This is a genomic window from Mucilaginibacter sp. (assembly GCF_025359345.1).
Taxonomy (GTDB): Bacteria; Bacteroidota; Bacteroidia; order Sphingobacteriales; family Sphingobacteriaceae; genus Mucilaginibacter.
The window spans coordinates 1-13,974 of sequence record NZ_JANYGQ010000031.1 but is presented as its reverse complement, the minus strand read 5'-3'; the positions used below and the strand labels follow the sequence as shown (position 1 = coordinate 13,974).

The 13,974-nt window shown below is 42.3% G+C and carries 8 protein-coding genes and 1 tRNA gene; 3 read left to right on the top strand and 6 right to left on the bottom strand.

What is annotated here, in order from left to right; genetic code table 11:
* Positions 1-50: 50 nt before the first annotated feature.
* Both Q0R52_RS20140 and tsaD read right to left on the bottom strand, forming a co-directional pair.
* On the bottom strand, positions 51-1,883 hold the full coding sequence (locus tag Q0R52_RS20140; protein WP_295797636.1) for a patatin-like phospholipase family protein: 1,833 nt from the start codon (positions 1,881-1,883) through the stop codon (positions 51-53).
* A gap of 536 nt (positions 1,884-2,419) precedes the next feature.
* The gene (gene tsaD / locus Q0R52_RS20135) at positions 2,420-3,421 is read right to left on the bottom strand and encodes a tRNA (adenosine(37)-N6)-threonylcarbamoyltransferase complex transferase subunit TsaD (protein WP_295797633.1); all 1,002 of its coding nucleotides are present in this window, start codon (positions 3,419-3,421) and stop codon (positions 2,420-2,422) included.
* Between the two features lie 245 nt (positions 3,422-3,666).
* Here tsaD and Q0R52_RS20130 point away from each other — a divergent pair, with 245 nt between their 5' ends.
* The gene (locus Q0R52_RS20130; RefSeq protein ID WP_295797631.1) at positions 3,667-8,085 is read left to right on the top strand and encodes a translocation/assembly module TamB domain-containing protein; all 4,419 of its coding nucleotides are present in this window, start codon (positions 3,667-3,669) and stop codon (positions 8,083-8,085) included.
* A gap of 131 nt (positions 8,086-8,216) precedes the next feature.
* Here Q0R52_RS20130 and Q0R52_RS20125 read toward each other — a convergent pair whose 3' ends face one another.
* From Q0R52_RS20125 to Q0R52_RS20115, 3 genes are all read right to left on the bottom strand, one after another.
* A complete protein-coding gene (locus tag Q0R52_RS20125; RefSeq protein ID WP_252789190.1) occupies positions 8,217-9,419 on the bottom strand; it encodes a bifunctional 3,4-dihydroxy-2-butanone-4-phosphate synthase/GTP cyclohydrolase II in 1,203 nt (400 codons plus the stop codon).
* A gap of 191 nt (positions 9,420-9,610) precedes the next feature.
* Positions 9,611-11,050, bottom strand: a complete 1,440-nt coding sequence (locus tag Q0R52_RS20120) for an LptF/LptG family permease (protein ID WP_295797627.1) — start codon at positions 11,048-11,050, stop codon at positions 9,611-9,613.
* Between the two features lie 128 nt (positions 11,051-11,178).
* Complete coding sequence (locus tag Q0R52_RS20115; protein ID WP_295797625.1) at positions 11,179-11,559, bottom strand: START-like domain-containing protein; 381 nt, start codon at positions 11,557-11,559, stop codon at positions 11,179-11,181.
* Between the two features lie 165 nt (positions 11,560-11,724).
* Here Q0R52_RS20115 and Q0R52_RS20110 point away from each other — a divergent pair.
* Together Q0R52_RS20110 and Q0R52_RS20105 are read left to right on the top strand one after the other, a co-directional pair.
* Positions 11,725-11,798, top strand: a tRNA-Met gene (locus Q0R52_RS20110).
* Positions 11,799-12,213: 415 nt separating this feature from the next.
* On the top strand, positions 12,214-12,894 hold the full coding sequence (locus Q0R52_RS20105; protein WP_295797622.1) for a hypothetical protein: 681 nt from the start codon (positions 12,214-12,216) through the stop codon (positions 12,892-12,894).
* A gap of 149 nt (positions 12,895-13,043) precedes the next feature.
* Here the strand turns inward: Q0R52_RS20105 and Q0R52_RS20100 are convergent.
* Positions 13,044-13,974, bottom strand: a 931-nt coding sequence (locus Q0R52_RS20100) for a PDDEXK nuclease domain-containing protein (RefSeq protein ID WP_295797619.1), incomplete at its 5' end; no start/stop codon positions are given.

Below are 13,974 nucleotides of genomic sequence, written 5' to 3'. Positions count from 1 at the left end.
CAAGGTATTAACTAAGCATTTCACCTGCAAGTTGTTAGTAATATTGTTACTTACGCCGGAAAACTTCCATCAACCATAACTATCGGGTTCTTTTTAAACACCTCCCAATCGGCCAGCAAACGTTGCTTTAAGCTTTGCAGGGTTGCATCAGTTGTCCATTTAATATCGAGTACTTCCAGACGGTAAATGTGTTTTAATAAATTGTAACACATGGTGAACTGACCGCAGGCAATAATATTATCGCGCATGGTTTGTTTCCCTGCCGGGAACCATAACGTGGTGCCCATGCTGGTAGCCAGGGTTGCGATCTCCTGTATCTGCGGCCCTGGGGTTAAAACATTGGCTACTGCGGGCCACCAGGCTTTATCTTTCGACTCCAGGTTTTCGATTCGCGTTGTAGCGTGTTGTGCCGAAAACTCATAAATATAGCAGGACAATACCCGGTTCTTATAAGCCGGCATACCATAAAATTCGCTGAAATACTGGCGGCGTATTTGCTTTAAAAACAGGTCGGTGGTAATCAGCAAGGTTGAGTTAAGCCTCGTTGCCAGCATTTGCTGCAGTTGGTTAAACCTGATTTTGAAAATAGTGCCAATAAACCGCACAATCACTTTACCAAAACTACTTTTTAGTCCGTTAATTGCTTTATTAAAGGTTAACACCGTCCAAAAATAAAACAGGGTATAAATGCCGGATGTAAGGACAAAAAAAAGACCTGCCCGTCGTGCCCAGCCATCGGTTAGTATCGCCAGTAAAAAGCTGGCCACAAATATGATCACGCCAACCGGCATCAATTTTCTAAGTGTATCGATGGTGAGATTTTTATACCAGGGATCAGCTTTTGGCGGGGTTTGGTAACCGTTTACAAAGTAACTGCCCACATCGCACACCATCATCAGGTCGAACTGTTTTTTAGGGTGATGTTCGGCCCTGAAAGTATCTTCCATCATCATGCTATACAGTCCCTGGTTGTCAACCACACCACCGTCAACCATACAAAATGGTTCGTTTTTTACTTTAGGCAGGTTTAGCGGGTTATTGTTTTTGTAATCGATAGCGGTAAGCATTTTGTTTACATCCGTTAAGCCGGGATGGATGTAATCATCCGGGTAAATCATCGGCTCAAACCCGCTGGGGAAGCAGGATGAAGTTGCAGCCAGGTCGCCAAGTTTAAGCTTGCGGGCTATTTCGGCGTCGTTAAAATGCAGGTAATAATTGCCTACCGTTCGTATACTGTCGTCGTCGCCATTGGTTTGGAAGCGGAATGAGACACCATTGTTCAGTTCGGTCGCGTTAAAGCAAACCGTTTTAAGGTGCGGATTTTCGGCCCGGTTAAAATAAACGTCGAACAGGTTGGTGTTGGGATGCGCCGCATCGTTAAACAACAGGTTATCATAGGCCTTGGCAAAGGAATTTATGATGTTATGGGTCTTTTCAATTTTCACCTCCACCTCCTTCCCATTTTTAACAATAGTGCGTCGTCCAACTTCATTCCAACGTTTTGGGTCGTTTAAAATGTCGCAAACTTCTTCCAGCAGCGCTTCGCCGTCCATAAAGTTTTTCATATTGTTAAAAAACGTAGCAAACTCAAACCCGGGCTTAAAAAGGCATGAGGTGTAATAGGCATTAGCCAGTGTGCCGCCCGATGTTGAAGTTGTGAAGGTAACGTGCTTTAAAAGCGTGTCCTCCGGCGTACCTAAATACGCCCGGTTGAGATATGAAATAGCACCCAAGCTAAACGACGATGCCCTGAAGCCGCCGCCGGATAAGGCAAGCGCCATATCGCCAAAGGGCGATGAGGGCTCTATGTTTATTAATTTCCGGTCGGTATCCTCTTTTTGCGCTTGTAAGGTAGGCTGGGTTAATGAATTGGTAGTTGCCATGATTGTGCTTAAAATAAGGTTGAATAGTTAACCTAAAGTTAAGACTAAGATTCGTAGGATTTGCTGGATTATAGGATTTTTTTTGGGCGGTGAAATAATACCGTTTCAAAATCTTACAATTCACCAAAAAACTAAGATTCACGGGATTTGTTGGATTATGTGATTTTTTTCGGCCTATTGAATACAATAGTCGCGTTTTGGTAAATCCTATAATCCTAGCAATCCAAAAAATCTTAGTTTATTGACGGTGCAATTGCCAGTACAAGTACACAATACAACCTATAACCGTAACGGCCAAAACAATAAGGCCGGTTTTACGACGGCGCTTGTCCTGCCATATCAGCCAGGCGAAAAAAGCAATAAAGGGCAGTACAAAAATTGCCCAGAAGATAAGTGATGGTCCCATATGCCCCCTTGCCCCCTAAAGGGGGAATTTAAAGTCTATCTGTTAAAGGATAGGAATGTATATTTATGTTAGTTTCTTTTATTCATTCTCAATAACCCACTTTTGTTCCCCCTTTAGGGGGCTAGGGGGCCTACAAAGGCATCCTCGCCAACGGCGTAACATCCTGGCTGGTGAATTCTCCGTTTAAAAATTTATAATACCCGGCAATGGCAATCATGGCTGCATTGTCTGTACAGTACTCCATTTTCGGTATAAAGCAGCGCCAGCCATTTTTTTCGCCCAAAGTTAATAGACCTTGTCGCAAGCCTGTATTAGCCGATACACCGCCGGCTAAAGCAATATCTTTTATACCATATGCCTGCGCTGCCTTGCTTAATTTATTCAATAAAATAGTGGCGATCCGTTTTTCAACCGAGGCACAAATATCGTTTAAATTTTGTTGGATGAAGTCAGGATTGGCGGCTACACTATCCCGTATAAAATAAAGGATGGATGTTTTTAACCCGCTGAAGCTAAAATCAAAACCGGGTATCTGCGGCTCGGGGAATTTAAAAGCATCGGGGTTACCCGAACGTGCATGCTTATCAATCAATGGACCGCCGGGATAAGGCAGACCCAAAATTTTGCTGGTTTTATCCATGGCCTCGCCGGCGGCGTCGTCGAGCGTTTGGCCAATAACTTCCATATCGAAATAATCTTTTACCAAAACTATCTGGGTATGACCACCGGATACGGTAAGGCATAAAAACGGAAATGCGGGTTTGTTATCTCCAATAAAATGGGCCAGCACATGGGCTTGCATGTGGTTTATATCAATCAGCGGGATGTTTTTTGCGAGCGCGAAAGCCTTGGCAAACGATACGCCAACCAATAACGAACCCAAAAGACCAGGGCCGCGCGTAAAAGCTACGGCATCCACATCATTTTTGTTTACTTTTGCGTTCAACAGCGCTTGTTGAACCGCAGGAACAATGTTTTGCTGATGAACCCTTGAGGCAAGCTCAGGGACCACGCCTCCGTAGGCTTCGTGTATGGTTTGATTGGCAATTACATTGCTCAAAATTGCACCATCAACACAAACCGAGGCAGAGGTTTCATCGCACGAAGATTCGATTCCGAGTATTACAGGCATCGTTTTAGTTATTGAATTAGTGAGTTGGCGAATTAGTGAATTAAAAAAATTATGAATGAACTAAAATTTGTGATTAATGTTAAACCATATTGGCCCGGTGCTGTTAAATCAACAACTATATTAATCGCTAATTCACTAATTCGCTAATTCATCCATTATTAAACCGCAAAGTTATTAAAAAAGCACTCAAAATAGCGTTAAGTATAGTATTGGTTATCCTGCTGATATTTAGCATACTGTTACTGGTGTTTCAATATAAACCGGTGCAAACCTGGGCGGCAAAAAAAGCTGCAGGCTACTTATCAGAAAAATTACAGACTACCGTTTCTATTGATGGCATGTATATCAAGCCTTTTTCTTCAGTTGTGCTGGAGGGTTTTTACGTGCTTGATAAACAAAAAGACACCCTGATAAGCACCCCAAAACTGGAGGTTGACCTTGCAGGTTTTTCGCTTTTCAGCAGCATAAAAAATAAAATTATTGACTTTAAGCTGATACAACTGGATAACGGCTCGGCTTATCTTAAAAAACAAAGCGACAGTACGTCCAATCTTAAATTTATTATTGATGCCTTAAGCGGTCCGCCTGATACCACCAAAAGCCAACCCTGGCATGTGGCGTTCGAGAAAATTGCCATCAATAATTTTCACTTCCGCTTTAAAAACATGCTGGTTGATACCGTTATAAAAGGTATTAATTTTGACGACCTCGATGTAAAACATTTCAGCGCGGTTATAAAAAACATGGACCTCACCAACCATCTTTTTAAAGGCAACGTTACTAACCTCACCCTAAAAGAGAAGAGCGGCTTTTACCTAAAAAAGTTTAATGCCGATGCCACCATTGATACCAACCAGATATTGGCGCAAAACCTGTTTATACAAACCAACCACTCCATGCTTAAAAATTATTTCAGGATGAAGTTTAAATCGTTTGACGATGTAGGCGACCATATTGAAGATAAGGTTTACATGGATGGGGACTTTAAATCGTCCAGGATATCGTCGACAGATATTGCCTATTTTACAGATGGCCTGGAGAACGTGCGTTTCGATTTGGGAGTTGATGGCCGCATAAAAGGCTATGTAAATAACCTAAAGGCAAAACAATTGACCATCACCGGCGCAAAGGCAACTTATATACGCGGCGACTTTAATTTAAAAGGATTACCCGACTGGGACAACACTTTCCTGGAGCTGAACTTTGACCAGGTTGCCACCAACAAAACTGACCTTGATTTTCTGTACAGTAATTTTGTGGGCAAGCGTTTCGCAAAAACACCGGATATCATAGCCAAGTTTGGGAATGTTAATTTTTCCGGGAGATTCACTGGCCTGCAAAACGACTTTGTTGCTTACGGCACATTTAAAACAAAACTGGGTAGTTTCGACTCCGACATCAACCTGAAAATAAATAAAGCTGGTACGCCGTCTTATAGCGGAAAACTCAACACCAATGCTTTTGATTTAGGCGAACTGCTTGATGAGCCCGACCTTGGCCGCATCACCATGAATGCCAACGTAAAAGGCAGCGGCGACGACCTAAAAACTCTTAACGAAAACGTTGATGCCAAAATAAGCGAATTGAATTTTAAAGGCTACAACTACCATAACCTGGCGCTGAATGGCACCTTTGCTAAAAAAATAGCCAGTGGTAAACTAACCATCAACGACAAAAAAATAAAGCTTAATGGTACTGGCAGTGTTGACCTTAACCCCGCTTTACCAGTTTATGCCTTCAATGGCAATATCAACGAGGCCCATCTGCACGATTTAAAAATATTAAACGATACCATAACCTTTACCACCCAAATAAAGGCCAATTTTTCGGGCAACGACCTCAGCAATATTACCGGTGAGGCGGCGCTTCAAAAAATAAGGATTGTTGACCCCAGGAATAATTACGTGCTCGATTCGCTGAACATTACTGCTACAGGCAAGGGCAATCAACGTGCGATCAACCTAAAATCTGACTTTGCCGACGGATACATAAAGGGCAGCTATGATTTGGCCACCCTACCTTCGTATTTTAAAACCATCGTAAAAAAGTATATTCCATCGTTAAAAACAGAAATAGTTACCCCAAAGCCACAGGATTTTTCGTTTAACCTTACGCTCAAAAATATCGACCCGCTGATTGCCATTTTTGTCCCTAATCTGAAGATACCTGACCAGGGAACTTTTATTGGTGAATTTAACTCTGAAAAGAAAACGGCTACGCTTTCGTCGTACATAAAAACTATCCAGTACGATAAAATCGTTTTTCATGATTTTATTATTGATGAGGGCACAACCGACGGCTACCTGGGGCTGAACCTTTCGCTAAATAAAGTTAACATCACCGACAGCCTGTTTATAAAAAACATTACGGTTACCAACTTTTTAAAGAACGACAGTTTAAATTTCAACGTAAAGCTATCAGACAAAGATGCCGTTAACCAGTTGGATTTGTACGGCCTGGTACAGTTTGGACGTGATACTACCGCTAAGCTGCATATCCTGCCCTCTGACGTGATATTGGAGCACCAGAACTGGAAAATAGTTGAAAAAACAAGGGTTAAATTTTTAGATGGCAAAACGCAGGTAGAAGGCTTTGAACTATCAAACGGGCAGCAAAAGGTTAAGATAGACGGATTTGTATCAGACAACCCGGCTGATAAGCTGAAGCTAACCTTCCAAAAATTCAGCATGGCAACATTGAACCAGCTTACCAAAACGGCGGGTATACAAATGCATGGTTCGCTCAACGGCGATGTTAACCTCAGCTCGATACTGAAAACACCAGGGGTTGATGCCAAACTGGGGATTGATTCGTTAATGATGAATAAAACGCTGGTTGGCGATGTGAAAATAACATCGACACTTGGTAACGACCGTAAGCAGGCCGATGTTAACATCAACATAAAAAACCATGGGCTCGAAACCATGAACCTTGCCGGCGTTTACCAGATTGGCCACGGCACTGAGGACAACCTGAACTTCGATGTTAAGATGGACCAAACCGAGGCCATTATTTTTGGGCCGTTTATCAAAGACCTGGTTTCGAACGTAAAGGGTACAATATCCAGCACTTTAAAATTAACCGGCCCGGTATCAAAACCCAAGCTAAATGGCACCCTCAGCCTTAATGATATAGGTGTAACTGTTAACTATCTTAAAACACCTTACCTGGTTAGTGATACCGTTGATGTGGTGAACAGCGTAGTAAAAATTAGCAGCATGCGGCTTAGGGACACTAAAAAAGGCTACGGTGATGTTACTGGCACCGTTGACCTAAACGACCTTGCCAACCCTGATATTGAAGTAGAAGTAAATGCCCACAACCTGATGGCGCTTAATACCAATTTTAAAGATAACCACCTCTATTATGGTACAGCCTTTGGCACCGGCCGGTTCAGCTTTAACGGCCCGGTTGACAATATGAAAATTGATATTAAAGCCAGCACCGAAGCGGGGACGATATTTAATATACCGCTAAACACGTCGGTAACAGTTGGCGATTACGATTTTATAAAGTTTGTAAGCCATAGCGACACGACAAAAGCCGCGCCTAAAAAACTTGCTTTTAACGGGGTGACTTTAAATTTCGACCTTACCGTTGACGAAAAAACCGTTGTAAAAATTACTACCGACTATGGTGTGCTGGAAGGCAGCGGACAGGCGAGGGACTTACGGCTCAACATAAACAGCCTTGGGGATTTTGAAATGTTTGGAAGTTTTTTAATTACCTCAGGTAAATTTGAGTTTACGGCGAAGAACTTTATCAGCAAAAACTTTACTGTAAACCAGGGCGGTACCATACGCTGGACGGGCAGCCCGTCGAACGCGTCGATAAACCTGAATGCTATTTACGAGGTACGTGCCGACATACAACCGTTGTACCAGGCGGCGGGCTCACAGTCGCCGAAAGGGCGCTCGCTGGCATTGGTGCAGGCCGAACTGATATTAACCAAAACACTGTTACAGCCAACTATCGATTTCGACTTTAATTTCCCGCTCGACCCATCAATTAAAGAGGATTTGAGCACTTACCTTGCCGATAACAACAACCGCAGCCAGCAGGCGCTGAGTATTATTGTAAGGCGCAACTTTAGCAACGGCGCCAACAGCAACCTAACCAACCAGGTGTTGGGTACGGCCGGGGAGGCGGTTAGCGAGTTTGCATTTAATAAACTCAATAGCTTTATATCGCAGTCGAACATCAAAAATCTCGATTTAAATATCCGGTCGTTTAATGACCTGGGAGTGTCATACAGATTTAAAAACAGGCTGATACTTACGGGTAGCTTGTTCAACTCATCATTAGGCAGCAGCAGCGATTTGTTCAATAACAATACCAGCTTGTTTAATTCCAGTTTTAGCCAGCTAACTAAGGATTTTGAAGCGCAATACCTTATTCGTAAAGACGGTAATTTGAGCGCAAAGTACTCGTATCGTGTGCTGAACAGTACAACGCTTAACGCGCTGAGTGGTAACTTGACTGAGCAATATGTAAATGGTATCGGCCTGGTTTACCAGCGGGATTTCGACACTTTTGGCGAGTTTATAAGGAACTTTTTCCGCAGCGGTACAAGGCGGACTGCGCCGGTTAACCCAACGCCAATACCGCCAACAAGCAAAACACCGCCGGTTACACCCGCAGTTAAGCCCGATGACGAGGAATAGTAGTTTGAAGTCTTAAGTTGAAAGTCTTAAGTCCTGAGTGAAAACCGATGATCTGCCCAAAACTTCTGACTATAATCTTTTTGACTCAAGATGTTCGACTTAAGACTTTAGGCTTAGTACTCAAGACTTGATTAATGATCAAGCATAATGGTATGATCCATTTTATCGCGCTTGGTACGCAGGTACACTTCGTTATGTGGGTTCGATGCAATTTCGATAGGTACATTCTCCACAACTTCGAGACCATAACCGATCAGGCCTGCACGTTTTTTAGGATTGTTGCTCATCAGGCGCATTTTTGATATGCCAAGGCTGCGCAATATTTGAGCGCCCACACCATAGTCGCGCTGGTCCATTTTAAAGCCGAGTTCGAGATTTGCTTCAACGGTATCCATGCCATTTTCCTGCAGGTGGTAGGCTTTAAGTTTATTGATCAGCCCAATGCCGCGCCCTTCCTGGTTCATATAAAGCACCACGCCTTTGCCTTCACGGTTTATCATTTCCATGGCTGCATGTAATTGTGGGCCACAATCGCACCGGCATGAGCCGAAAATATCGCCCGTAACGCATGAACTGTGTACGCGCACCAATACCGGCTCATCGGGTTCCCAAGTTCCTTTAACCAGTGCCAAATGATTTTCTCCGGTGTCTGCCTGTGTGTAGGCAATCATATCAAAATCGCCCCACTGAGTAGGCATTTTTACTGACACATCTTTATGCACCAGGCTTTCAGTCGCCAGGCGGTAAGCTATCAGATCTTTTATCGATACTATCTTGAGGTCAAATTCTTTAGCAATTACCAGCAACTCGGGCAAACGCGCCATGTCGCCATCTTCCTTCATTATTTCGCATATAACGCCTGCCGGTTCAAAACCAGCCAAAACAGCAAGATCAATAGCTGCTTCGGTGTGGCCGGTACGGCGCAATACGCCGCCGTCCTTTGCTATCAGCGGGAAAATATGGCCCGGGCGACCCAGATCTTCCGGCTTTGTAGCTGGGTCGATAAGCGCCAGTGTGGTTTTTGAACGGTCGGAAGCCGAAATACCTGTGGTGCACCCAGCCAGCAAGTCAACCGAAACAGTAAAGTTTGTTTCGTGCGATGTGGTGTTGTGACTAACCATAGGCTCCAAATTAAGCTCGCGTGCACGTTTTTGGGTAATAGGGGCACAAACCAGCCCGCGCCCGTGGCGTACCATAAAGTTTATGGTTTCGGGAGTTGCGTTGCGCGCAGCAGTTAAAAAATCGCCCTCGTTTTCGCGGTCTTCATCATCAACAACTATAATGGTTTTTCCGCTTTTTATGGCGTCTATGGCTTCCTGTATTGTATTTAACATGTATACTGGTTATTTGAAAAAAGTTGCCGGTGAGGCAATCTTAATTCCTTGTTTTAAAACTGAATGCAAAGTTAGCTGATAATGAAATCAATCAAGTCGTTCCTTTGTAAATTAAGTACTTGTTTATTGCGTAATAAGTTGCCCTGCGGTAAAAAACAACCATTCAACTAAATAAACTCAATCTAACTTAATCAACTTACCTCCGCTTTCTTTCGCTTAAACAACTTGTTAAAAAACCGTTTATAAACTTCCATGTCAAATATCACAGAATCGGTTGCAGCCTTGTACGAAAGAAACATACCTATTGGTGTTATAATTGTAATGGCAACCCACGATCCTAAAATTGGCGACAGGTCACCATCTTTTACCGCTTTTTCGCCGATGGTTGAAATAATGTAGAAAATAAGGAAAAAGATAACTGATACCACAACCGGTAAGCCCAGGCCGCCTTTACGGATTATTGCCCCAAGCGGTGCCCCAATTAAAAACAAGGCAATACATGCCGCCGACAGTGTGAACTTTTTCTGAAATTCCAGCCTGGCCCTGCGCACATTTTTACTGAGCTCGGTTACGCGCTCGCCGCGATTTTTAAGCAAATCCTGTATGGAACGTGCCTCGCTGGATGCGCTGGCAATAATGCTTAACTGTTCATATATCTTTAAATTAGGTATGCTTTTGTCGCCCTTGATAGCGTTAGCGTATTTTTTTGTTGAATCGGAATTGCTCTTTATTGAATAGTATTTAATATAGGCAGTTATTAACTTATAATTTACCTGTAAACTGCTATCAATCTGCCGGCGGCTCTTGTGCTCGTCATCATTAATCTGCTGCAGGTTCATCATCTGCAAAGCCTGTTTAAACTCGCTTTCATCCGTGCGTTTCATTTTGCTTAGGCCCGAAATGTCAAACTTTTGTTCCGTTTCCTTAAAGCGGAAGCGGGTTAACTTTTGCCGGTAGTTGAAATTATTGGTGCCCTTGGCTTCCTCGTACCTCACCCCGTCTTTAAGCTTTAGCACCAGGAACAGGCCATTTGGCGTACGGTACATTTTGCCGCTTTTGGCCAATAAAACAATAGTATTATTTTCGGACGGATTTTTTGAGTAGATCATGATGTCGTACAGGGTCTGCCCATCGGGATCTTTTCTTTTCACCCTGATGACATAACCCGGAAAACTGCTGCTAAACACCCCTTCGGGCAAAAAATTGGCCGATTTTTGCTGCCGCGCATCGTATAATAACGAGTAGTATTTTAAATTGGCAATAGGCAGCATATAATCTGAGAATACAAAAGCCGCCACACTTAAAATGGCGACCACAACAAGCATAGGCGCCATGGCACGGCGCAACGATATCCCTGCAGATTTAATGGCCACCAGCTCGTAATTTTCGCCGAGGCTGCCGTAAGTCATGATAGATGAAAGCAGTACCGAAAGCGGCAGCGCCATCTGCACGTTGGTAGCCGACGCATACACCATCAGTTCGACGATGATATACCATTCAAAACCCTTGCCGATGAGGTCGTCGATGTATTTAAACAAAAACAACATCAGCAACACAAACATCACTATCAGGAAAGTGACTAAAAAAGGCCTTATGAACGATTTAAGTAGTAAAAGATGTATTTTCTTCATTAAAAATGCCCCTTGTGTATAAGCCCTAAGCCTGTAAAACGCAGGCAGCAAGGCCCGTGCGCGTGTAATTGCAGCTTATAACGCGCATTGCGGCTTTATCATACAAAAGTAGGAATATTTAAATTTTTTCAGGCCCCTAATGTGCTTATCAGGTATTTTACCTGGTTGTCCCAAATCAGCTTACGTTCGCCAATTGCGTCTTCGGCGGCAAAATCGGTAATGCTGAGGGCAACGTCGCTGGTAAGCTCATCCTGTATAATTTCCATCTCGAAGTAATAAGAAGGGTCGTCATCCACCCAGCGAAAACGCACCAGTTTGTTTTCTTTGGTGGCCAGCAGCTTTGCCGTTTGCTGCTCATCGTCCCATGTAAACGTATAAACCTGGTCGCGAACGCTCACGTCATCGGCAAACCATTGTGTTAACCCATTAGGCTCATTTAGAAAGGTATATAGTATCCGGGGAGATGATTTTATTTCATACTCTATATTAAATTTCTTCTTTTCAGGCATGCTCGGTTTATAATTGAATACTATTATGCTGTAAATGTTAACATTTTTTCTAAAGAAAACGAATTTCTGCTATATTTGCAAACCTTTTTCGGATGGGGGTTTGTTTAAGCGGTTAATATAATCTTATTTAAGCAAACTATCTTCATGTCGAAAACAAAATAACCCGGCGGGGTAGCTCAGATGGTTAGAGCGTAGGATTCATAACCCTAAGGTCGGCAGTTCGATCCTGCTCCCCGCTACTTAAGGAAACACCACTTCGTGGTTGTTTCCTTTTTTTATGCCAATAAAAATCTGCTGATCAGGCGTTTACAATTAGTTGTAAAACAGTTCGATTTTAGCATAGAAATTTCTGAACCGTTTGGTGGCAACGGTCTAAAAAATGGGATAGAAATATGATTAACGAACTTTTTTATAGTTCGATATCCTCTTAAGGTTCATAACGCTTGGATTGCTGTCGCACTGGTAGGTTTTTGCGATTAAATAAAGAAAATTCAATATAACCTCGGCTTCATTATTATCAACTTGAATGCCATTTTGTGCCAATATAGCTGTAGCCCGCTTAGTTGATATTCTCTTTTCTGTAAAGTTCATCTCAATTATTAAGTTTATTCCACCAATAGATTTTATATTGACTTTATTAAAACCATTTAACCTATGAAAGAAACAGAAATCACGCCGGAAAAGCTGCTCTCGTCAATACTCATAGACAGATTTTCTTCAGCAGTTGCTCGGATGGCACAAGTACAGTCAATTATTGCTGAAAACTTCATGCTCCCAGAAATCGATATTCCTAGGATAGAAGCATGCAACTGTTATGTAATCGGCGCTACCACTGCTTGTATTACCTTGACCAACCATTTGCTGGAGCGCTATTGCAAAGAGCTTTTAATACAAGTCGAATTCGGACCGCCATTCATGCGCACCAGTTTTCAATTTGACAACTCACCGTCCCCTGATCTGTCGGTTTATCTTAATAAAGATCTATCCCGCACCTTAGCAGCTTTAAAGTCCAAGGATCTTCTTTCAAAAGAAACCTGGAAAATACTGGATAAATACAGAGACATTTTCAGGAATGGCTTTGCTCATTATGACCCAGCTCTTATTTTGAAAGGATTAACCTATAAAATTTCAGTGATGAAAATGCCGGGCGAACCAATAGAAGAAAAGGAATTAAATTTACATCAAATTCCTCATGTAGGTTTGGCTGTAGAGGCATTTGCAGAAAAGAATGCCTGGCTTTACCTGGTTACTGTTGAAAATTTTATCCGCTCAACCATTCGGCATTTTCATAACCCTGATATCGATCCTGTTTTCCCGATGATAGTATATCCATAAATAGTTTTACTCATTTATAAATGTTCTTCTTAATAGACCTTCTTATAAATAGTATCTTCTACGTTATCGTAGAAGCTCTACATAGATAAGTTGATTTTACTTTTTCAGCAAAATCATTAAGTTCAATAAGAGAATTGGATAACTGTTTTTTAGCTTCGCTTCTCAATCTCCTTCTCAACCTCTGCAATCAATTGTTGTTCTGTAGGTAAATACAACTTATACTCACTTGCGAAGATAGTTTTGTTATCTTCCGGAAGAGATATCTTTACAACCGCGTTATTCTTTTCTGCACATAATAAAATACCTATAGTTGGATTTTCAAAGTCTTTCTTTTCGTATCTGTCATAGTAGTTTACGTACATCTGTAATTGGCCAATGTCCTGGTGTGTAAACTTTGTAGTCTTTATCTCTATAATCACAAAGCATTGTAGTAGACGATTATAAAAAACAAGATCAATAAAAAACTCATCACCTTCAATATGCAGCCTCTTTTGCCTTGCTACAAATGCGAAACCATTACCCATTTCTAACAGAAAATCGTGCAGGTGTGTAATGATGGCTTGCTCAAGGTCTTTTTCATAATAAGATGCCTCGCGTTGTAATCCTAAAAATTCAAGGTACATTGGATCTTTGATGATCTCTTTAGCATCGGACGGTTGCTTTTCATTTCGTGCTACAGCTAATACACTTTCCCTGTCGTTACTCATTAACAGCCGTTCCCATAGACTACTATGAATTTGTCTTTCTAACTGGCGAGTGGTCCAGTTGTTTTTTATCGACTCTGCTATATAGAAGTCGATTTTATCTTGACTATCAACACGCAGTAATATCTTGTAATGTGTCCAGCCCAATTGCGAACGCAGTGCGTTCGCAATTGGGAATGTGCGATAAAACTGACGAAATAATTCTATTTGACGTTTTGAAAACCCACTGCCATACTCCGGCTCTAATTGATCAGCAATAAATTTAGTGAGGTAATTGCCATAATCCGCCCGGTCTTTCCCTTGTTGTTCCTCCTCGAAAATGCGTTGCCCTATTTGCCAATACATTAATGTACGCTCATGGTCAACCAACCTAATC